Genomic DNA, 22691 nt, shown 5'->3' on the forward strand with positions numbered 1-22691 from the left:
CAGTTACACTAACCTCGGTAAATCTAGTTAACATTTAAGTAGCAAGTTTTGTTGGTTCTAACATCAAGTATCAATCACTTAGTAAGTAGCAAAACATTTAGGTACAGTACTGTATAAATAGACGGTATCCAGTACTTTTTGGCTTATTCACTTGAGTCATCAATAATAAAACACACTAATTTACCGACGCCCCGCAAAAACAATAAACTACTGATTTAATTAACTTTAAACAACTAGAAACTTCGATAAAAATTCATATCTATTGCTTTATCAGCAAAAAATGTTGGTTAATACTTGCGCGACCAAAGATACTGTATATAATGACAGTCACTGTATAAAAAAACAGGAATCAACATGAGACCTTTAACGCCACGACAAGCTGAAATTCTAGAATTAATTAAATGCAATATTGCCGAGACAGGTATGCCACCAACTCGTGCAGAAATTGCCACTAGATTAGGCTTTAAAAGTGCTAATGCTGCAGAAGAACATTTAAAAGCACTCGCTAAAAAAGGTTGCATTGAAATTATTCCAGGTACCTCTCGCGGTATCCGTATGGTCCAAGAAGAAGAGGAAGTTGAAGAAGGCTTACCACTGATTGGTCAGGTTGCGGCTGGTGAACCAATTTTGGCGCTAGAACATGTTGAACAATACTTTCAAGTTGATCCTGAAATGTTTAAACCCAATGCTAATTTCTTACTACGTGTTCGTGGCGACAGTATGAAGGATATTGGCATTATTGAAGGCGACTTATTAGCGGTTCACAAAATGCAGCAAGCTAAAAATGGTCAAGTCGTTGTTGCCCGTGTTGATGATGATGTCACCGTGAAGCGTTTTGAAAAGAAAGGCAACGTTGTTTATCTGCATGCAGAAAACGAGCAGTACTCGCCGATAAAAGTCGATTTAACATGCCAAAGCCTTACGATTGAAGGGCTCGCTGTTGGCGTTATCCGTAATGGAGGTTGGTTATGAACACATTAATAGGTAATGCACCACGTCACCCAGGTTTATGGATGGACATGGCATCAGCAGCTGCGCCAGTAAAGCAAGGTATCGAAACCAAACAAACAGCTAACCAAGGGTTAACTGAATTAACTCAGCTATGCGGCCAGTTAGCCGTATTAAGTCAACAAGGGCGATGGATTGTACTGATTAATCCGCCTCACATTGGTTACAAACAAATTCTAGCGAACGCCAATGTCAGAATGGACCGTGTATTACTGGTTCACACTAAAGATGAAGTCGAAACACTGTGGGCAATGGAAAAAGCACTCACAAGTGGTACATCCAGCGCAGTGATTACATGGACAACCCCATTAGATGCTCGTGATAATCGTCGCATTCAATTAGTCGCTAAAAGCGCCTTAGCACAAGGTGTCATTATCGAAGATGTAAATACTCACTTACGTGATGACCAATTAAACGCCAGTAATCCTGTGACTGCAACCCAATTGAATTTATCTGCATTTCACTAAAGTCTATTTGCTAAAAAAGCCCTTCATTTCGGTGACGGGCTTTTTTTTGCGCCTTTTTTCAGCAAATTAGATGATAAAGTGATCTTGATCAATATTTAATCTCCAAGTAATGTAGTTAACAAGGGGGTAACATTTATTGACCTCTCTTAGTGGTAAAAATGAACATAAGTGATAAAACGCTGTAAAGATTGTGCTGGTACCATGCGGTATAGAAAGCCTTGAATAAAAAAGCGTCAATTTAAGAATTGAAAAGTTCAGTATTAGGTACAAGTGTGGCCACCAAAACCCAATAGAATAATCGAGTATTAATACTCACTGCCACCGTGTACTTTGAAGTGATCAAACTTTTTCGGGAATAGAAAAGTTTGCATAGAGCAGAGTATTACTGTGTGACTTTTCCTTGTTGTTATTGCAAATCGCAATTGGCAGAGGAGTAGTCTTGTGAAGCGATTGTTGTATGGATTAATGGTGCTGTTTTTTGCAGTGCCACTTGCAGCGGCTGATATGCCGCTTAACATGACCCAAGGGGTAACAGAGATCAGTGGTAAGGTTTACGACCTCCATATGATCATTCTTTATATCTGTTGTGCTATTGGTGTTGTGGTATTTGGAATCATGATTTACTCCATGATTTATCATAGAAAATCAAAGGGTGCAGTACCTGCTGATTTCCATGATAGTACCAAAGTGGAAATAGCATGGACTGTCGTGCCGTTTCTTATCCTCATTGGTATGGCAATTCCTGCCACAAAAACCCTCATTGCTATGGAAGACCCAAGTGATGCGGAGTTAACTATTAAAGTAACCGGCTCTCAATGGAAATGGCATTACAGCTATTTTAATGAAGACGTCGAGTTTTACAGTTTACTTTCCACCCCTGCCGATCAAATTACTGGGACAGAAACGAAAACTGAAACTTACCTACTTGAAGTCGATAAGCCCCTCGTTCTGCCAATCAATCGTAAAGTACGCTTTTTAATGACTTCAGATGATGTGATTCACTCTTGGTGGGTTCCTGCATTTGCGGTGAAAAAAGATGCTAACCCAGGTTTTATTAATGAAGCTTGGACCAAGATTGATAAGGTTGGTACCTACCGAGGCCAATGTGCTGAGTTATGTGGTAAAGACCACGGATTCATGCCGGTGGTAGTTGAAGCCGTTTCTGAAGCAGACTTTGAGCAATGGCTGAAAGATCAAAAACAACTCACTGCTGATGCAAAAGCCGCGGCCGAAGCGTCACTGTCGCAAACCCTGACCTTTGATGAGTTGATGGCTCAAGGTGAACAAGTTTACATGGGCCGATGTGCCGCTTGTCACCAACCAAATGGTGCAGGACTACCTGGTGTATTCCCGTCTCTTATCGGCAGCCCAATCATTAAAGGGTCAGTTGCTGGCCACATTGATATTGTCGTCAACGGCCAGCCTGGTACTGCCATGCAAGCCTTCGCGAAACAGCTTACTGCAACAGAAATTGCAGCTGTTGTGACCTACGAGCGAAACGCTTGGGGTAATGATTCTGGTGATGTGGTTCAAGCTGCAGATGTGAACTCTGGTGGGGCACCTAGCGATGCAAGTTCAGCAAGTGATAAGCCAACGCCTGTCACTTTGCCTGCTGAGTTACCAGCGACACAACCTGAGGTAGAACAAGTGGTTGCTGACGTCGTTGAAGAAGCAACACCTGACGTTGTTATGGATGACTTATCTATGGATGAGCTGATGGCAATGGGTGAGCAAGTTTACCTCAGCAGCTGTGCTGCATGTCACCAAGCCGCTGGTACAGGTTTACCTGGCGCATTCCCTGCGTTAGTGGGCAGTCCGTTAGTCATGGGGCCTGTTGAAGGACACCTTGAAGTGGTTATCAATGGCCAACCTGGTACAGCAATGCAAGGATTTAGCTCCATACTCTCACCGCAGCAACTCGCAGCTGTTGTGACGTATGAGCGAAATGCTTGGGGAAATAATACTGGTGATGCTGTTCAAGCCACCGATGTTGTTGGTCATGGAAAGTAAGGGATACAGATGAGCACAATTACACAAGATACTACCCCAGCTCATGATGAACATTCTCATGACGGCCATGATGATCACCATCATGGCGCGCCAAAAGGCATCATGCGCTGGATATTAACCACTAACCATAAAGACATTGGTTCTATGTATTTATGGTTCAGTTTTATTATGTTCCTCACTGGTGGTGCGATGGCAATGGTCATTCGCGCAGAGCTATTTCAGCCAGGCTTACAGTTAGTTGACCCTAACTTCTTTAACCAAATGACCACAGTACACGGTCTTATTATGGTATTTGGTGCCGTCATGCCCGCCTTCACAGGGTTAGCCAACTGGCTGATCCCAATGATGATTGGAGCACCTGATATGGCACTGCCTCGAATGAATAACTGGAGCTTTTGGATCTTACCATTTGCCTTCGCGATTCTGTTGAGTTCGTTGTTTATGGAAGGCGGCGGCCCTAACTTTGGCTGGACTTTCTATGCACCGCTATCAACAACCTATAGCCCTGATAGCACTGCACTATTTGTTTTCTCGGTGCATATCATGGGGATCAGTTCGATTATGGGCGCAATTAACGTGGTCGTGACCATTGTTAATATGCGTGCACCAGGCATGACTTGGATGAAGTTGCCATTATTTGTATGGACATGGCTCATTACTGCATTCTTGCTGATTGCGGTGATGCCCGTACTTGCAGGTGCGGTTACCATGGTATTAACCGATAAATACTTTGGTACCAGTTTCTTTGATGCCGCAGGTGGCGGTGATCCCGTCATGTTCCAGCATATTTTCTGGTTCTTCGGTCACCCTGAAGTCTACATCATGATTTTGCCATCGTTCGGGATTATCTCGGCCATTATTCCCACCTTTAGTCGTAAAAAGTTGTTTGGCTACGCTTCGATGGTTTACGCCACGTCCAGTATTGCGATTTTATCCTTCTTGGTTTGGGCGCATCACATGTTTACCACAGGGATGCCAGTATTTGCTGAACTGTTTTTCATGTACTGCACCATGTTAATTGCGGTGCCGACAGGGGTAAAAGTATTTAACTGGGTAGCAACGATGTGGCGTGGTTCAATCACGTTCGAAACCCCTATGTTATTTGCGATTGCCTTTATTATTCTCTTTACCATTGGTGGTTTTTCAGGATTGATGCTGGCGATAACACCTGCTGATTTCCAATACCATGATACTTACTTCGTGGTGGCGCATTTCCACTATGTACTGGTGACTGGAGCGGTGTTCTCTATTATGGCTGCTGCCTATTATTGGTTACCAAAATGGACTGGCCATATGTATAGCGAAACCCTAGGGCGCTGGCATTTCTGGTGTAGCGTGATTTCAGTCAATGTGCTGTTTTTCCCGATGCACTTTTTAGGATTAGCAGGCATGCCTCGCCGAATTCCAGATTACGCCATTCAATTTGCTGATATTAATCAAATTGTCTCAATCGGCGGATTCGCATTTGGCTTATCACAACTAATTTTCTTAGCCGTAGTGATTAAATGTGTCAAAGGTGGCGAGAAAGCGGCTGATAAACCTTGGGAAGGCGCTGAAGGACTGGAGTGGACCATTGCCAGCCCAGCACCTTACCACTCATTCACCACACCACCAGAGGTGAAGTGATATGAGCCAGCCAACAAAATCAAACCGTAACTTACTTATAGGTCTGGTATTAGGATCAATAGGTATGTTCGGCTTTGGTTTTGCGCTGGTACCGCTTTATGACGTGCTTTGCGAGACCTTAGGCATTAACGGAAAGCCTCAAGGTACAGCAAGTCGTTATGAAGCGGTGGTCGTTGATAAAGAACGCACCATTACTATTGAATTTATCGCCCAAGTGCAAGGCAGTATGCCATGGGAGTTTGGCCCCAAAGTGAACCGAATACAGGTTCATCCAGGTGAGCTAACTCGCACTGCATTTTTAGCAAAAAACCTTTCTGCTAAACCTCTTGTAGGCCAAGCGATACCCTCGGTATCGCCTGGCCAAGGCGCTGCATATTTCAATAAAACGGAATGCTTCTGTTTTAATCAACAGCCCCTAGCTGCAAAGGCTGATGCTGAACTGCCATTAATCTTTTATGTGGATCCTGACTTACCCGATTCCATTAAAACTTTGACTCTCTCTTATACCCTCTATGACATCACAGACAAACAAACTGCGGCCATAGAGCAAGGAGCAGCAAGATGACAACAAAACATGAAACTTATTACGTGCCAGCGCAAAGTGCCTGGCCCATCATTGGCGCTATTGGGTTATTCCTGATTGCTTTTGGCGCAGGTTCGTACGTACAACAACTCGCCACCGAAGAAACATCGGGCGGCTATATTCTCGTGGCTGGTATCGCAGTCATCATTTTTATGCTGTTTGGTTGGTTTAAAAACGTCATTGATGAATCAATGTCTGGCTTATATTCAGCGCAAATGGATCGTTCTTTTAGACAAGGAATGAGCTGGTTTATTTTCTCTGAAATTATGTTCTTCGGCGCCTTCTTTGGCGCACTTTTTTACGCACGAATGGTCGCTATTCCGTGGTTAGGTGGTGCCTCAAACAATGCCATGACCCATGAAGTGCTTTGGCCGACTTTTGAAGCCATGTGGCCACTCACTAAAACACCTGATGGCACCACGACTGAAGCGATGCCTTGGACAGGGTTACCCCTATACAACACCCTGATATTACTCGCATCGTCAGTCACTTTACACTTTGCCCATGTGTCTCTTGAAAAGTCTAAGCGTGGGGCATTAAAAGTCTGGTTAGGACTAACCATCTTATTGGGTATTGGCTTCTTATTTTTACAAGTTGAAGAATATATTCATGCCTATCAAGAAATGGGACTGACACTATCATCAGGGATCTACGGCAACACTTTCTTCTTACTGACGGGTTTTCACGGTATGCACGTCACATTGGGGACTGTGTTCTTGATTATTCTGTTCTTTAGGGTGCTCAAAGGCCACTTTACCCCTGAAAGTCATTTTGCCTTCCAGTCTGGTAGTTGGTACTGGCATTTTGTCGACGTAGTCTGGTTATGCTTATTTATTTTTGTCTACGTCATTTAAGAGTATGGCTCACCTCTACAGAGGCGAGCTAATACGGCCTAGGGTTAGGTGTTACCCAGCCTAATCCTAGGGCCAACAACAATAACAACATCACCACAGCTGAAAAGATAACGCGTCGCCCCAAATATTGACTCATTGGCTGTTTGTTTTCAGCTTTAACCATAATAAACAAGGCTCTAGCTAAATTAAATAATATGAATACAAGCAGTAGTACTAATACAAGCTTGAAAATCACTAAGGTATCTAACGCTGCCATGGGCTCTCCTTTGCGAGTCTGGCGACTATCTACTGGGTTATTGCTGCTTGTTACTGTGAGTGTGTTTTCTATTTTGGTCAAGTTAGGTTTATGGCAACTCGATAGAGCCCAGTACAAACAAGCATGGCAAACCACGCTAGCTGAACGACAAGCCGCCAGCGCATTGGATTACCAAAGTTTACTTAATTTAGCTAACAATGACCCTGTGACAGGTTACCGATTAACTGTCGATACCATCGCAGTCAGCGAACAAATTTTATTACTTGATAATCAAGTTCATAACGGTCAAGTGGGTTATCTCGCATATCAATTGGTCAAGGTGTCTGAGTCACAACCTTGGTTAATGGTTGAACTAGGGTTTGTTGGCGCCAATAAAGACAGACGTATTCTGCCAGCACTGACTCCCATGCCTAATCAGCCATATGAGTTAACAGGGCGGGTCTATCAAAAACAAACAAACCCATTAAGCGAAGCGCTATATGCCGAAACATTTTCAATGAATAACCATGAAGTGATTCGGTTTCAAAATTTAAACCTTGTGGCCTTAGCAGAGAAAGTAGGCCACGAACTGGCACCGGCAGTATTGCAGCCAGATGTGACTCCAACAATGACATTAGCAAAACCTTGGACACCCATTCCCTTATCAGCACAGAAACACCAAGGGTATGCATTGCAATGGTTCACCATGGCAGCGGTTTTTTTAGGGCTCATGCTATGGATTGGTTTTAAAACGTTGAAGAAATCAACACACCCTATAACAAAATAAGTCGTAACAAGAGGAGCAAGTATGAACTCCCCAGCAAAACCAAAGAGCAACAAGACGCTTTATATACTGCTGTTGGTATTTATTCTACCCGTAGCTATGGCCAAACTCGTGCTCAGTATGGATCTTTATAATGGTGCAGCGACCAATAAAGGCCAACTGATTTCACCTTCAATAAGCTATCAGAGCTTATCAATGGACAACCCTCAGCCTCAGTCGTGGCAGTTACTTTATCTACTGCCAAAACAATGTCTTGAGCAATGCCAACAACGTTTATACGTTTTACATCAAAGTCATGTGGCATTGGGTAAACATCAAGATCGTGTCAGCCCTATTGTTTTGTTACAAGACGGCAGTGACACCCAAATTTTAGCCAGTTTAAATGTGCCTTTTGCAACCGCTCAAGCCAGCCCACAGCTAACTTCAATGATGGAAAAGCAACAGCTTATTATTGTTGATCCCCTCGGTAGCTTAGTCATGCAATATCCAGGTATTGCTGGTGAAGAAGAGAATATTGCGCAAGGTAAATCCATGATCAGCGACTTGCGCAAAATGCTCAAATTGTCGAGGGTCGGTTAATGAACATCAAAACCTTACTCAAATTCACTTTGGTGTTTACCTTTGCCGTGATCTTAATGGGCGCTTATACCCGTTTATCTGATGCCGGCTTAGGTTGCCCTGACTGGCCCGGCTGTTATGGCCATATTGGCGTACCAAGTGACTCCGCCGCATTAGCCAAAGTCGAAGAAAATTTCCCTAACCAAACCGTCGAGCCTAAAAAAGCATGGCTCGAAATGATTCACCGCTATATTGCAGGAGCCCTAGGACTTTTAGTATTAACCATTTTAATTGTGTGCTTGAAGCGTGCAGATGCACCTAAAAAACTGCCGATATTTATTTCAGCCTTAATACTATTTCAAGCCGCACTCGGGATGTGGACTGTTACCATGAAGCTAATGCCCATTATCGTAATGGGTCATTTAATTGGTGGATTCAGTTTATTTTCGTTACTGCTATTACTCTATCTTAGAACCAAACCTTTGCGGATCCCAGGTGGTGATGCCTACGCCAGAAAGCTTGCACCGCTTGCAATGGTCAGCATGCTAGTACTGATATTACAAATCATACTGGGTGGCTGGACCTCATCAAACTACGCCGCATTAGCCTGCACAACCTTACCGATATGTGAAGGCAATTGGATGGATAACTTAGCGTTTGCCAAAGCATTTTCGCCATTTCAAGGCGATCACCCTAGCTTTGAATTTGGCGTATTAGAATACCCCGCCCGCATGACTATTCATGTAACCCATCGAATTTGGGGCATTATCACTGCCGCTTGTTTATGTTGGCTGGCCTTTAAATTACTAAAAGCACAGTCATCAGTGATGCGTAAAAGTGCTTGGTTGTTGTTCGCACTCGTCGTAATCCAAGTGGGATTAGGCATTAGCAATATTGTTATGCACCTGCCGCTTGGTATTGCGGTTTCACATAATGGCGGCGCAGCATTATTACTGCTAACCGTTATTTTCATTAACTATGCGCTGTGGCGTAAAGCTTAAGCAAGGATTCTATTATGGCTAAATCACTTTCACTGTCCGCAAGCGCAACGAAAACCAACACTAGCTCTAGCCCACTACAGTGGCGTGCTTATTTTGAAATGACCAAACCCAAGGTGGTCGCACTGATGCTGCTAACAGTGCTGGTCGGTATGTGTCTTGCGCTCCCCGGCGCTGTTCCACTTCAACCGCTTATTTTTGGCATGATTGGCATCGCCATGATGGCAGGTGCTGCAGCGGCCTATAACCACCTTATCGATCGCCGTATTGATGGCTTAATGGCGCGTACCTACAACCGCCCTTTACCTAAAGGCAAAGTATCAGCAATCAAAGCCATGACCTTCGCCACTTCAATCGGCTTAGGTGGGTTCATTATTCTGTATGCGTTGGTTAACCCGCTAACCGCATGGCTAACGTTCGCCAGTTTAATCGGTTACGCAGTGGTCTACACCGCATATTTAAAGCGTGCCACACCGCAAAATATCGTCATTGGCGGATTAGCTGGCGCCATGCCACCATTACTAGGCTGGACAGCGGTCACCAACGAGTTACATGGTAATGCCCTGCTTTTAGTGATCATCATCTTCACTTGGACACCACCACACTTCTGGGCGTTAGCGATTCACCGTAAAAAAGAATACGCCAAAGTCGACGTGCCGATGTTGCCCGTCACCCATGGTGTAGAGTTCACTAAAACTTGCATATTGCTCTACACCTTATTACTGGCCATCGCTTGTTTATTACCTGTGTTGGTTGGCATGTGTGGACCTGTTTATTTAGTCGGTTCAACTTTATTAAGTTGTGGGTTTATCTATAAAGCTTGGCAATTAAAGTTCCATGACAAACCTGGTCTGGCAATGGATGTATTCAAGTTCTCTATTTACCACTTAATGATTTTATTCTTAGTGTTATTAGTTGATCACTACTTGTGGGTCTAAGCTATGGGTCTAAGTTATGGGCTTAAGTTATGCACATAGCAATAACCAATGCTGCAATGAATAAACGGGGAGTGACCGATTGAAAAAAATCCTTTTATTAGCCGTCATCATGTTGGGCTTAGGCGTTGCGGTTGCAGCGCTATTCCCTCGCCAATCAGCAAATACGGCCTTGATGGCTCAGGTGCCAGACTTAGCCCTTCAAAGTAGTTATCTTTTTGATAACCCAAGACCACTGGCCCCCTTTACCCTGCATGATCAATTAGGCAATGAATTTACCAATCAGCAATTACTCGGTAAGTGGAGCTTACTGTTTGTCGGTTTTACCTCGTGCCCAGATGTGTGCCCGACAACGTTAAATAAGCTCAATGCTGCTTATGCTGAACTGCAATCGGTATCAAAAGATATTCAGGTGGTGTTTGTATCAGTTGATCCAGACAGAGACACGCAAACAAAGCGCTTAGATTACATCAATTTTTTTAATCGAGACTTTAAAGCGGTAACCGCAGCACATACAGAACTATTCCCATTCACCCGTGATTTAGGCTTCGCCTACGCCATGGTGGGTGACGGCGCTGATTATCAGGTAGACCACAGTGCCAGCTATGTTTTAGTGTCGCCTAAAGGGGAAAAGTTTGCGGTGTTTAAACCCAAACAACAACCAGGGAAAATTCCACAGATTTTGAATAAAGAACTGGTTGCTGATTTGAAATTGATTATTGAAAGTGCATAGTGTTTTTTGATTAGAAATTGAATTATGACAAAGCCTCAATATGAAAATATTGAGGCTTTTTTGGGTTCATATATGAGATAGCAATTAAAGGTTTAATCCTTTGATTGTCGTTTGTCGCAATCCACAGCTAAATAAATTCTATTAAGCCATTAGGATAATAAGCTAAAGTTGTACCCTACTTTTACGCCACATTTTGTCGAAAACAATCATGCAGATGAGAGATAAAATTAAAAATACCCCCATTTGCTCAGAAAAAGGTACAAATCTTGGCGAACTATTCATAGCGGTATGAAGCAAAACCACCATCAATAGGTTTCCCCCTGTACGGTTATATAACCATGTAAAAACAATACCCAACATTATACAAGCGCCTGCTTTAGCAAAAACCATTTCAGGCGGATCACTATATTGCCCGATAACGAATAATGGGAAATGCCATAAACCCCAAGCAATACCGATAAATACCGAGCTGAGAAGTGGACTAAATCGTTGCTGTAAACGCGGTAACATCCACGCTCGCCAACCTGCTTCTTCGCCAATAGCGACCACCAAAAATGTGAGCAAAATTGAACGTGCGGTGTATAACCCCCAAGTCTGCAACTCTAAATTATGCTCGACTGCCTCTACCTGTATCTTTTCTCCAGTCATGCTAGCCATTAACACACCTAACATCATCCATACAGAAGGGAGCAACAAAGCGATTAACCACCACTTAATCGATACATGCCACTTGCTCACTGAACTTAATGCTTTTGAACGACTAACAGCCAAAGAGGCGATTACAAAGCTCCCAATTACTGCAGACACTATTACACCTAGGATTCCTGTAACAGAAATTCCAGCTGGTCTAGCCTGAGAAAATTTTTCAGCTGTAATGCCATCACCAGTTAGCAGTATTGAAAAATACAATCCAAACAACAATGCGAAAAAAGTACTAAAGCATAACCACCACTTTTTATTTCCAATGTCAGCTCCATGGCCACATAGCTGGTTCATAAAAATGGCTGCTAATGCAGGCCCGAAACCTGCACCAACATATATTCGCCCTAACGACCAATCAGAACCTGCAAAGAAAGGAACGGTAAACCAAATTGACCAGGTAAATCCAAAACAAAGAATCAGAAAAGCACTAACAGGATACCTTTTTCCAAACGTCTTCAATATTTTCATTGTTAAATACTCATATTTAAGAGCTAGAATTTAACTTTTCTCGTTAAATTGTCACCAGCATGGACTTAGCAAATCTTGCATGCAGTTTTCCGATAGTTTTTGCTGCATGTAACGACAGCATTAAACCGATAAGACTAAGAGGGGCGGAAATAGGGAGCCAGTACCAATTAATATCAATACTCAAAGAAGGGTTTATCGTATTGAGTAATGGGTCAATAACTGGCGATAAGAATAACAAAATTGAAAATACTGCTGGTAAAACGAAAATAGTGAAATACAGTAAAGATAATGGTAACTGAAGCAATAGGTACAATATCGATGTCCAATTCTCACGATTTTTAATTAAAGCTATAACTCCTTTTAGAGACCTGAACTGAGATAGGTTATGCAGAATTTTAGGCCTATGTGGCATGCGCTCACCTAATAACGGCTCAATTAATCGCCCTTCAAATAATGAGAAATATCGCATTGAGTTGATGAAAAAAATAAATAACGGTATGCCAATCAATACAAGGGATGCAACGGCGCTACTTAGCCCAACCAATAACACCCAAGCTATATAGACCATAGATAATGGGAAGCTAATAAAATAGTAAATAAGCGCTTTAAAGGCCGCAGTATCTTTTAATATCGAGAAAATTGAATCGGATTGAACCTTTGATCGATACTCTTTCCTACCATGAAATGCTAAATCAACAGTTAACTCCATGTCACAGTAATGCTGAGCAATAACTTGCGGAGTACCATAATCTTGGATGATATCCGGCATAGGATTGGCTTTATTACTTGTTTCTAATAGTGCTGCACGAAAGTGACTTTCCGCGTCAAATTTAGCATCTTGTACTAATGATAAATCTTGATTGTGTAATGCGGCACTTAACTCACGTAAATAATGTTGAATATCCTTTTCGATAGCTTTATTTGACTTCATCGTTTCCATTTGATTTGCCTGTAATTATTTGATTTACAAAAAGCTGAGTGCGTTGCCAAATCTGCAACCACTCTTCTAATACTTTTTTGCCCAATATTGAGATAGTGAAGTACTTCCTAGGAGGTCCGCTTTCAGAAGGGAGTACCTGACTTTCCAATAAGCCTTTAGCCTCCATATTCCGCAGCACAGGATAGATCACTCCTTGCTTGTCTGTATTAGAGTGACCTAAAAGTTTGGAGATCTGATATCCATAAAGTGGTTTATCTGAGTTGTTCAATATACTCAGCAGCACAAGTGCAGAAGTGCCTGAGTTGAGTTCTTTACTAAACTTTTTAATCAACAGATCAACGGCTTCTTCATGCTCTTTGATATCTTTTTTGTCAATTCCATTCACGTAACAACCACTAGTGTTTAGTTAATACTAGTGGCACGATATCACTAGTGTTAACTAAATACTAGTGATATCTTTTAAGCTTAAGAATTTGGAACTTACCTATACTTAATGAAACCCTAATACCACTTATTCAACTTTGATTTCCAAACTTCATTTGAATTAGGTTCAAGGTCGTGGCGCTTCGCCCACACCAGACGAAAGGGAAACAACAGCATTTCCCTTTTCGCTGATTTTCATAAGAGCCTTGCCGCCTCTACGAAATTGCTCTTAAAAGCGAGCAAGCCTCATGATTATTCAAAAATAGCTAACGCATTTCAGAAGTTTCAATGGGGAACTGTTGTATCCGCAGATTCGTTTGCCCTAGTTAAGCACGAATAAAAGTCTTAAAAGGCTTGAATGCTTCAATTGAATTGAGGCAAGCAAGAAAATCACGTGAGTCCAGACATGGATGTCTGGCTAGCTTTCGAGGGGAAGGGACGCCCCATTGGAAACGTTAGTGATTTTCACAGCTTGCCGAAGCTGGCTACAAACGAAGTCAAAAGCTATGGAAACCTCCGTTGGAAGTTTTCGCTTTTTAAAACTTCGCCGGAGCGGGTGGGTGTTCCAAGAGGGAGTTGCCGTTCACTCCCTTTTGGTCGGGTGTGGGTGGAAAACCCACGACCTTGATCTATTCCAAACGAAGTTTGGAAATCAACAAAACATCAAACCAAAAAACTATTCTTTTGGCCAGCTTCCATCATTATTCGGTCTCACCCACGCTTGTGAAAACCAATAGTAGCCATTTTGGGTTTTACTCGGCGCTGTGCAGTTATAGCGGCTGCGCCCAGCAGGTAAGTTCGCTGGCGCTTGAATACTAAATTCCGTTTCAGAAATCCACGTTGGCTTTTTAGCCCCTTGCCCTTGAACAAAGCACATGACTTGATGTGGGTAAATATCACTAGTATCCAGTTCAACAGTCAGCTCTGGACGCCAGTTACCTGCGGTTAATAATGGATCGCTGATATTTTGTTTGATAACGGGCATGTTCAAACTGGTAAATTTAACTTTCAAACTATCCAAGTCTGCATAGGGGCCTGCCACAGGAAAACGAGGTAATGCGGTTAATGCAGAGTATTTACCTGCGGCACCAGATTGCTGGCCTAATCCTATAAAATCATGCTGCTTGAGGATGTTTTCAACATCAGCATTATATTCACCATATGGATAAGCCAGCATTCTCACGCTTTGGCCTGTGTGCTTTTTAATTTCAGCTTCGGTGTCTAATAAATTTTTCTCAATACGAGTTAACCACTGCTGCTTAGTTTCGCCTTCAAGCTTACGATTCAAATGCTCATGCGCCCAACTGTGATTGGCAATCGTCGCACCATCTTTAGCAAGTTGATTAATGTCATCCCAGCTCATCATCCCTGCATACCCTTTTTCAATCGGTTCAACCGACACAAACAAAGTGTAAGAAAAGTGATGCTTTTTCAGCACAGGAGCAGCCGCTTTTGCAATGCTGTCATAGCCATCGTCAAAAGTAATGACAATGCTTTTATCCGCGATTGGCTTGTTTTGTTTTATGGCATCAACCGCTTCTTGTAAGCTAATGATGGTAAACTCGTTATCAGCAAGATACTGCATCTGCTCTTCAAATTGAGCAGGCGTCACACTGGTAATTGCTGGCGTTGTTTCTGATACGTGGTGGTATTGCAAAATGACCACGGCATGCGCATTAACAGAAAAAAGCCAAATTAATCCCAACAGACTTTGTTTTAACATAAGATTCCTATGTCCTTAAAAGTATTACTATTTAACAGCCAAAAAAACCGTCAGCTATTTGCATTAGCTTTGCCGATGATTTTATCCAATATCACTATCCCACTATTAGGTTTAGTCGATACCGCTGTTATTGGTCATTTAAGTGAAGCCTATTACTTAGGCGGTGTGGCACTAGGCAGTACAATAATTACCTTAATTGTCTGGCTGTTGGGCTTTTTACGTATGTCGACCACTGGTCTTGTTGCCCAAGCTTATGGTGCTAATGATAACGTAACTCAGCAAAAATTGCTGGTTCAAGGTTGCAGCCTGGCATTGATGTTTGGTTTTACAGCGATTTTATTACAGCAACCGATAATCGATTTTGCGCTGTCATTAAGTCAAGCCAGTGAACAGGTACAACACTTTTGTCGCGAGTACGTTAACATCCGAATTTGGTCGATTCCCTTCGCATTAATAAATTTAGTGTTATTGGGTTGGTTACTTGGCAGGCAAGCACCCAAAGCGGCAATGTGGCAGTTAATCATTGCCAACATAGTGAATATTATCCTTGATGTATTGTTCGTCATTGGTTTTGAATGGAACGTCAAAGGGGCGGCTCTTGCTTCTGTGATTGCCGATATTTGTGCGTTTTTAGTTGCAGCGACTATCGCCAAGCGCGCGCTATACCAACAACACGATTTTCACTTCCGTCAGCTTTTAGTTCATTTAAGCCTAAAAGGTTATTCACGCTTATTAAAACTCAACCGTGATATTTTTATTCGCAGCCTATGCTTACAAGCCAGTTTTACCTTTATGACCTTTTATGGTGCTGGGTTAGGTGATGACATCATTGCTGCGAATGCGGTTTTACTTAACTTGTTGATGCTTATCTCTTACGCTTTGGATGGTATTGCTTATTATGCCGAAGCCGAAGTCGGACGCGCTATAGGTCAACAAGATTTAGCGCTATTGCATGACTCAGTGACATTAGCGGGCTATTGGTCGTTACTATTCTCATTGGGCTTTTGTGTATTATTTTATCTGGGGGGTGATGCGATTATCACTATGCTTACCAGCATTGAGGTCGTACAGCAGCAAGCTAACATTTATTTAATTTGGCTGGTGTTTATGCCCCTGCTTGCATTTGGATCGTATCTTTTTGACGGCGTGTATATCGGGGCAGCGCAAGGGCAAGTGATGAGAAACAGTATGATGATTGCCACCTTTGGCGTGTTTTTCCCTTGCTGGTATGTACTGCAAAACTTTGGCAATCACGGTTTATGGGCAGCAATGAGTGCATTTATGCTGTGTCGAAGCCTATCTTTAGCGATACATTACCGTTTTAGTAAAACTTTTAGACAAATATATGGTTTTCAGTAGTTTAAAGAACCATAGTCTATCAATCTCTAACCCGTTACTGATAACATTAAGTTAACAAAAGAGCCAATACGGATAGTGTAAATGAAACGGATTTTAATCTTGCTTTCAGCATCAGTGATGCTGTTGGCTAATTCAGTTGTTGCTAAAAATCAACAGCTGCCCCTAGAAGCTTTTGCCAGCATTCCTGATGTTAGCCATGTGACCATGTCACCCAATGGTAAATACATTGCTTCATTAGTGAGGCTTAATACCGACGAGCAACAAGGCACCATAGTTAATATCTTGGATATTGATACCCGTGAGTCACTTCTCCCTATCCAAACAGATAATGAAAAATTTGTCATATTGTCGATGAGTTGGGCAAGTGATGACCTGTTACTTGTTAAAGCAAAATTTCCTGCTGTTCGTTATGGTACTCCCACCACAGAAACACGGATTATTAAGTATTCTCTGAGCAAGAAAAAAACCTCGAACTTACTCAGCCGTTTGGGTCTTAAAAAGTTTAAGTGGATGCCGCAAATTCAATCCAACATTATTGATTATCTGCCTAATGATGAAAAACATATATTGCTTGGTAGCAATGGTTTAGGCAACAAACCTCAATATGAATCCGTCATTCAGGTGAATTTAAATAATGGCAACGTTCGCTTCAAACAACCTGCTGAAAGTAATATTACCGATTGGGTAACAGACCGACAAAATAGAATTCGAATTGGTATTTATCGTAAAGACACCCAGTATCGAATTTATGAGCAAGCTGATGCCCATAAAGACCGCAGGCTCCTTTGGGAGTTCGAAGCATTTGAAGAAGACCAAGTATGGCCAATGGGCTTTGCAGAAGATAAAGACATACTTTATGTACAAGCCTACCATGAAGGCTATGAGGCTATTTTTAAAGTTAACTTACAAGATCCTAAGCTCACTAAAGAATTAGTTTTCAGCAAAGAGTTTAGTGACGTCAGTGGTTCGCTAATTTATTCAAAATTAAAAAAGAAAGTGATCGGCATTGATGATGGCGATGAGTCTGAATACACGTTTTGGGATAAAGAATACATTGGCCTTGCCAACGGCTTGAACAAAGCGTTGCCAGATTACCGCAACTATATCACTCAATTTAGTGAAAATGAGCGCCGTTATATCGTTTATTCAACCAACGCGAAAGAGGCAGGGATCTACTTTTTTGGCGACCGAGATGCTGGCCAACTCTTACCTATTGCTTATCGCTACAAACAATTGTCACCTGATGTGTTAGCCGATACCGAAACTCTGACGTATCAAGCCCGTGATGGTTTAGACATCCAAGCGTTTCTAACCACCCCCAAAGGCCAAGAAGCTAAAAACTTACCGACCATTATTTTCCCCCATGGTGGCCCAATTAGTTATGACTCAAACAGTTTTGATTATTGGACCCAGTTCTTCGCCAACCGAGGTTATGCGGTGTTAAGAATGAATTTCAGGGGCTCTGCGGGTTATGGTTATGACTTCATGAAAGCGGGCCTTAAAAACTGGGGGCTCGATATGCAAAATGATGTTGAAGATGGCACGCGATGGTTAATTGAACGTGGCACTGCAGACCCCAATAAAATCTGCATTGTGGGCGCAAGTTATGGTGGTTATGCCGCACTAATGGGCGTTGCTACCACTCAAGATCTTTATCAATGTGCTGTCAGTGTTGCCGGTGTCACTGACATCGAATATTTAGTGAAGTCGTCAAGACGTTACACCAACTTTGAAATCGTCAAAAAACAAATCGGCGATGATTATGATGCCCTATATGAGCGCTCCCCTCTGAGTAAAGCCAAAGATATTAATGTGCCAGTGTTACTTATCCATGGCGATAAAGATCGGGTGGTACGGGTACAACACAGTGAAGATATGTTTGATGAACTCGAAGACCTTAACAAGCCAGTTGAATATATCGAACTTGAAAATGGTGATCATTATTTAAGTAATAACAAGCACCGCATTAACACCTTTATGGCAATCGAAGCCTTCCTACAAAAAAACTTGCTTTAACCAACTTAACCCCACCCTCACATTGAGGGTGGGCAATACCAAAGAGAGCTTTAAATGAAACGGATTTTTATGTTGATACTGTTGTTATGTATCACCAATACGCCTTTTTCAGCCCCTGCGCAAACATCAAAAGTCACCCAATTACCTGTTGAGGCTTTTGCCAGTATTCCTGATGTAAGTCATGTACGACTGTCCCCCAACGGTAAGCATATTGCTTCACTTCTTTTAGACGATACTGCAGAAGTACCACATAAAATTGTGGCCTTATTTAATACTGAAACAGGTCAATTCCATATCCCAATGAAAAACGATCACGAAAAGTTCATGATCACTAATCTAACTTGGGCGAGTGATGAAATACTGCTGATAACCGCACTCATGCCATCTAAGCGTTTTGGTAAAAATGCCAATGAGAGCCTACTCATTAAATACAATTTGAGCACGGGTGAAGCTGGCAGTGTGTTAACTAAAAAAGCGTTAAAACGATTCGACTCTATCCCACAATATCAAGGCGACGTTATTGATTTATTGCCTAAAGATCCTGAACATATTCTTTTATCTGTATCGGGTTTCAGTAAACGAGTCAGCGAACCAACAGTCATCAAAGTCAATTTATATAACGGCAGCTTTACCACTGAACAATATTATCGAGAACACGTTATTGATTGGATGACGGATCAACAGCATCGGGTACGCATTGCCACTTATCAAGATCGGGATACCACCGAGTACCGAATTTATGAGCAAAGCGAAGCCAATGGCGACTTACGACTGTTGTGGAAAAGTGAAGCTTATTCTGAAGAAACCGTTATTCCACTGGGGTTTGATGTCAACCCCAACACGCTTTATGTAAAAGCTTACCATGAAGACTTTTATGCCGTTTTCAAAGTGGATTTAACTGACCCTAAATTAACGAAAAAATTAGTGTATAAACAAGATAATGCTGATGTGAATGCCAGACTTATCCATTCGAAAATAACTCGTCAAGCCATTGGCATTGCGACCGGCACTGACAATGAATATCATTTTTGGGATAAAAACTATCAAAAGCTGAACAAGCGCTTAAAAGCGGCGTTACCCGATACCCAAAACTACCTCACTCAATTCAGTAAAAATGAACGCCGCTATATGGTGTATGCCACCAGCCCCACTCAACCCGGATTGTTTTTGTATGGCGATCGTGATGCCAACCGACTGGAAGTGATTGCAGCTAAATATTCTCAATTAACACCCGCGCTATTAGTTGAGCCACAACAAATCAGCTATGAATCGAAAGATGGTTTAGAAATTCCAGCTTATCTCACCCTGCCGAAGGGCATTGAAGCCAAAAAACTGCCTACGATCATATTTCCACATGGTGGTCCTCATAGTTATGTCTCTGACAGTTTTGATTATTGGACTCAGTTTTTTGCCAACCGAGGCTACGCGGTATTGCAAATGAACTTCAGGGGGTCTACAGGCTTGGGCTATGAATTCAAGAAGGCGGGTATGCAAGGTTGGGGTAAGGCCATGCAGGGCGATGTTGATCAAGGCACACGCTATTTAATCAACCAAGGTATCGCAGACCCTGACAAAATTTGTATTGTTGGTGGCAGTTACGGCGGTTATGCTGCCATGATGGGCGCAGCCATGAACCCAGGGCTTTATCAGTGTGTCATCAGTTTTGCTGGTGTCGCTGATGTAGAGGATTTAGTAAAACTATCGCGTTTTTATACGACCCATGAATTAACTAAGAAAACCCTTGGTGATGATTATGATGAACTTTATGAATACTCACCTATTCGCCATGCTGACAAAATTAATGTGCCTATTTTATTGATCCACGGCGACAACGATAAAGTGGTTCAAGTCAGTCAAAGCCGAGATATGTATCGCAAGTTAGACGCATTAGATAAACCGGTTGAATATGTTGAAATTGAAAATGGCAATCACTACCTAAGCAATAATCAACATCGTTTAATGACTTTCAAAGCGATTGAGAAATTCCTTGCTACCAACCTATAAAGTGAGCTTAGCCCTCATTCTTGCTTTGCAGTATTTATCTAAATAAAAAAAGCCCTAACATCATCGCTGACGTTAGGGCTTTTCACTAAAACACGGTTTACCTGAAAGGCTGTTTTACACTTATCTTAGAACTTTGCTTCAAACGCTAAGCTAAAGTTTCTACCTTCACCCACAGTGACGTCAGTGTTAGTACCGCCACCTAAGTAGTCAGTATCAAATAGGTTTTTAACGTTAAAACGAACACTCATATCAGTGTTTTGCACGGCAAATGTATATGCTGCACCAAAATCAAAACGAACATAGTCATCTTTAACAATGGTGTTTTGTGTATTAGCAAAACGCTCACCCACATAAATTGCACCAATGTTAAACGCTAAATCTTCAGTGACTTCGTAACGTGTCCAAATATTAGCTGACCACTCAGGTGCATCAACAGGTGTTTTACCATCAAGCTGTGCAGTATCTTCTGCGCTAGTAATGTATTGCGCATCTAAGTACATCATTGAGCTCGTTATGAACACATTGTCGCTAACTTGACCTTGTGCACCCATTTCGAAACCACGGTGTTGCTGCTTACCACTTTGAGTTGTGATGTATTCTTTATCGCCAATGGGTTGTTCAAGTTGCTCTTGCACAGTCACGTTTGTCACAGTGGTATCGAACACCGCACCCGTTAGCAATAAGCCACCATCAAACAGTTCCCACTTAGTACCGATTTCATATTGCTCACCGTACTCAGGCTCTAAGTTCATGCCTTCATTGACATCGTTATCACTACTCACGATTGATTGAGGGTTGAAGCTCTTTGAGTAGTTAACATAAATACTGCCATTCTCAGATGGTGAGTAAATCACACCAAACTTAGGTGATACGGCATAACTGTTCTCACCTTCACCATCTTTCTTTTGTTCATCATAACGAACGCCAGCAAGCACTTGCCACTCATCGTTGATGGTCATTAAATCTTGAACATAGAAACCATAATGCTTGTAGCTAGATTCTGACTTGGTCGGGTCATTGTTGTAATCAAGATCAGGTCTTGGAACATCTTGACCAGGCATGACAATTTGCGCATCGCCACTGTCTCTTAGCTGACCGTAGTAATAATCAAGAATGTTAGCACCGACTAATAATTGGTGCTCCATGCCAAAGGCATTCACGATACCCGTGAAATCCATATAAGCTGTTTTGTGTTGCCAATCATCGTAACGGTCAAAGGCTTTAATTTGGTAACCTTCGGTCACAGGATCCATACCCGACACCATAGAAGGAGACGAATCTAAACGTTGGCGAGTAAAGGTTTGGTGGTTATAACCTGTGGTCATTTTCCAGTCGTCAGAAATATACCAAGTTAAATCAGCACCTAAGTTTTCTACGTTGTTGTCAGTGAATGCCCAAGACATATCCCAGATATCTTCACGGTCGCCAACTAAGTCACCATTGTCGTCTAACCAACCACCTCTATCGATACCTGTTTTGTCATCGGTGTAGTCATATTTAACCGACAGCATCACGTCATCGTGTAAGTCAAATTCAAGGTTGATGTAACCTAAAAAGCGGTCACGTTCTTGTTCTTGCTCACCGTTACCGTCTTGGTATTCACGCCAGTATTTCGTATCTTGCTTCACTAACACAGTGCGGTAGCGAATAGATTCTGCATCGTTTAACGCGCCGCCTGCATCTAACTGAAAACGAGTAGAACCGTGAGCATCGGTATCAAATGCGACATCAAATAGCGTGTCATAAGTTGGCTTTTTAGTGACCATGTTAATCAAGCCACCAGGACCTGACTGACCGTATAACATACTTGATGGACCTTTCAACACTTCAACTTGTTGTAGCGTTTCAATTGGCTGTACGTAGTGAGACCATTGTTGCTGACCATTAATTAAAAAGCCGCTACCTGAATCTAATTCAAAACCACGAATATTGAATACTTGGCGGTTCCACTTTTCACTACCACCGGTCACACTTGAATCGTTAACAAGTACTTCTGATAAGTTTCTTGCTAACTGCTCGTCGGTAACAAAATCAGGGATCACATTCACAGACTGCGGCGTGTCCATTAAGTCGATATCGCCACGCATTGCGCCAGAAGAAGAACCCACTTTGTAGTTGTTGAAGTTCATCCCAGTGACTTGAATGCGCTCAATTTCAGCGGTAAACCCCTGACTTGACTCAGTGTTATTCGCAGCTTCTTCTGCTGCAACTGATGCTGACGCTAAGCTTGCTAGAACAGCGAACGCAATTGGTGAAATTCTCATA

20 protein-coding genes are annotated in these 22691 nt (G+C 42.3%); 14 read left to right on the plus strand and 6 right to left on the minus strand.

What is annotated here, in order from left to right; genetic code table 11:
* Positions 1 to 354: 354 nt before the first annotated feature.
* The 6 genes from lexA to A9267_RS18065 all read left to right on the plus strand — a co-directional run bounded on the left by lexA (position 355) and on the right by A9267_RS18065 (position 6548).
* On the plus strand, positions 355 to 972 hold the full coding sequence (lexA, locus tag A9267_RS18040) for a transcriptional repressor LexA (protein WP_055025395.1): 618 nt from the start codon (positions 355 to 357) through the stop codon (positions 970 to 972).
* Positions 969 to 1475, plus strand: a complete 507-nt coding sequence (locus A9267_RS18045) for a cell division inhibitor SulA (protein ID WP_055025396.1) — start codon at positions 969 to 971, stop codon at positions 1473 to 1475. The genes lexA and A9267_RS18045 overlap by 4 nt, the downstream gene beginning before the upstream one ends.
* 441 nt (positions 1476 to 1916) lie before the next feature.
* On the plus strand, positions 1917 to 3485 hold the full coding sequence (coxB, locus tag A9267_RS18050) for a cytochrome c oxidase subunit II (protein ID WP_065110193.1): 1569 nt from the start codon (positions 1917 to 1919) through the stop codon (positions 3483 to 3485).
* Between the two features lie 9 nt (positions 3486 to 3494).
* Entirely contained in the window at positions 3495 to 5111 is a 1617-nt protein-coding gene (ctaD, locus tag A9267_RS18055; protein ID WP_055025398.1) for a cytochrome c oxidase subunit I, read from the plus strand.
* Position 5112: 1 nt separating this feature from the next.
* Entirely contained in the window at positions 5113 to 5676 is a 564-nt protein-coding gene (locus A9267_RS18060; protein ID WP_065110194.1) for a cytochrome c oxidase assembly protein, read from the plus strand.
* The gene (locus A9267_RS18065; protein ID WP_055025400.1) at positions 5673 to 6548 is read left to right on the plus strand and encodes a cytochrome c oxidase subunit 3; all 876 of its coding nucleotides are present in this window, start codon (positions 5673 to 5675) and stop codon (positions 6546 to 6548) included. Before A9267_RS18060 ends, A9267_RS18065 begins: the two co-directional genes overlap by 4 nt.
* Positions 6549 to 6576: 28 nt before the next feature.
* Here the strand turns inward: A9267_RS18065 and A9267_RS18070 are convergent, their stop codons facing one another.
* Positions 6577 to 6804: a DUF2909 family protein gene (locus A9267_RS18070; protein WP_055025401.1), complete on the minus strand. Its 228-nt coding sequence runs from the start codon at positions 6802 to 6804 to the stop codon at positions 6577 to 6579.
* On the opposite strand from A9267_RS18070, the gene A9267_RS18075 reads away from it, so the two are divergent.
* The 5 genes from A9267_RS18075 to A9267_RS18095 all read left to right on the plus strand — a co-directional run bounded on the left by A9267_RS18075 (position 6803) and on the right by A9267_RS18095 (position 10791).
* On the plus strand, positions 6803 to 7570 hold the full coding sequence (locus A9267_RS18075) for an SURF1 family protein (protein WP_065110195.1): 768 nt from the start codon (positions 6803 to 6805) through the stop codon (positions 7568 to 7570). The genes A9267_RS18070 and A9267_RS18075 overlap by 2 nt on opposite strands.
* 21 nt (positions 7571 to 7591) lie before the next feature.
* The gene (locus A9267_RS18080; protein WP_055025403.1) at positions 7592 to 8146 is read left to right on the plus strand and encodes a hypothetical protein; all 555 of its coding nucleotides are present in this window, start codon (positions 7592 to 7594) and stop codon (positions 8144 to 8146) included.
* Complete coding sequence (locus A9267_RS18085; protein WP_055025404.1) at positions 8146 to 9126, plus strand: COX15/CtaA family protein; 981 nt, start codon at positions 8146 to 8148, stop codon at positions 9124 to 9126. Before A9267_RS18080 ends, A9267_RS18085 begins: the two co-directional genes overlap by 1 nt.
* Before the next feature lie 14 nt (positions 9127 to 9140).
* Positions 9141 to 10061, plus strand: coding sequence for a heme o synthase (cyoE, locus tag A9267_RS18090; RefSeq protein WP_065110196.1), 921 nt, complete (start codon positions 9141 to 9143; stop codon positions 10059 to 10061).
* A gap of 109 nt (positions 10062 to 10170) precedes the next feature.
* Positions 10171 to 10791 carry an SCO family protein gene (locus A9267_RS18095; RefSeq protein WP_065110327.1) on the plus strand — a complete coding sequence of 207 codons (621 nt, stop codon included), beginning with the start codon at positions 10171 to 10173 and terminating at the stop codon, positions 10789 to 10791.
* Positions 10792 to 10953: 162 nt separating this feature from the next.
* On the opposite strand, the gene A9267_RS18100 is transcribed toward A9267_RS18095, so the two are convergent.
* The 4 genes from A9267_RS18100 to A9267_RS18115 all read right to left on the minus strand — a co-directional run bounded on the left by A9267_RS18100 (position 10954) and on the right by A9267_RS18115 (position 15047).
* Positions 10954 to 11961: a CPBP family intramembrane glutamic endopeptidase gene (locus A9267_RS18100; protein ID WP_065110197.1), complete on the minus strand. Its 1008-nt coding sequence runs from the start codon at positions 11959 to 11961 to the stop codon at positions 10954 to 10956.
* 43 nt (positions 11962 to 12004) lie between these two features.
* A complete protein-coding gene (locus A9267_RS18105; RefSeq protein ID WP_082972449.1) occupies positions 12005 to 12901 on the minus strand; it encodes a sensor domain-containing protein in 897 nt (298 codons plus the stop codon).
* Complete coding sequence (locus A9267_RS18110) at positions 12879 to 13286, minus strand: PadR family transcriptional regulator (RefSeq protein ID WP_197495561.1); 408 nt, start codon at positions 13284 to 13286, stop codon at positions 12879 to 12881. The genes A9267_RS18105 and A9267_RS18110 overlap by 23 nt, the downstream gene beginning before the upstream one ends.
* A gap of 714 nt (positions 13287 to 14000) precedes the next feature.
* Positions 14001 to 15047 carry a polysaccharide deacetylase family protein gene (locus A9267_RS18115; RefSeq protein ID WP_065110199.1) on the minus strand — a complete coding sequence of 349 codons (1047 nt, stop codon included), beginning with the start codon at positions 15045 to 15047 and terminating at the stop codon, positions 14001 to 14003.
* Between the two features lie 9 nt (positions 15048 to 15056).
* Between A9267_RS18115 and dinF the strand changes: the two genes are divergently transcribed.
* From dinF to A9267_RS18130, 3 genes are all read left to right on the plus strand, one after another.
* Positions 15057 to 16406 (plus strand): MATE family efflux transporter DinF, encoded by a 1350-nt coding sequence (gene dinF / locus A9267_RS18120; RefSeq protein WP_065110200.1) that lies wholly within the window; start codon positions 15057 to 15059, stop codon positions 16404 to 16406.
* Positions 16407 to 16487: 81 nt separating this feature from the next.
* On the plus strand, positions 16488 to 18422 hold the full coding sequence (locus A9267_RS18125) for an alpha/beta hydrolase family protein (RefSeq protein WP_065110201.1): 1935 nt from the start codon (positions 16488 to 16490) through the stop codon (positions 18420 to 18422).
* Positions 18423 to 18476: 54 nt separating this feature from the next.
* A complete protein-coding gene (locus A9267_RS18130) occupies positions 18477 to 20426 on the plus strand; it encodes an alpha/beta hydrolase family protein (RefSeq protein WP_065110202.1) in 1950 nt (649 codons plus the stop codon).
* A gap of 125 nt (positions 20427 to 20551) precedes the next feature.
* On the opposite strand, the gene A9267_RS18135 is transcribed toward A9267_RS18130, so the two are convergent.
* Positions 20552 to 22690 (minus strand): TonB-dependent siderophore receptor, encoded by a 2139-nt coding sequence (locus A9267_RS18135; protein ID WP_065110203.1) that lies wholly within the window; start codon positions 22688 to 22690, stop codon positions 20552 to 20554.
* Position 22691 lies beyond the last annotated feature (1 nt).

It is taken from the genome of Shewanella sp. UCD-FRSSP16_17 (assembly GCF_001675935.1).
Lineage (GTDB): Bacteria > Pseudomonadota > Gammaproteobacteria > Enterobacterales > Shewanellaceae > Shewanella > Shewanella japonica.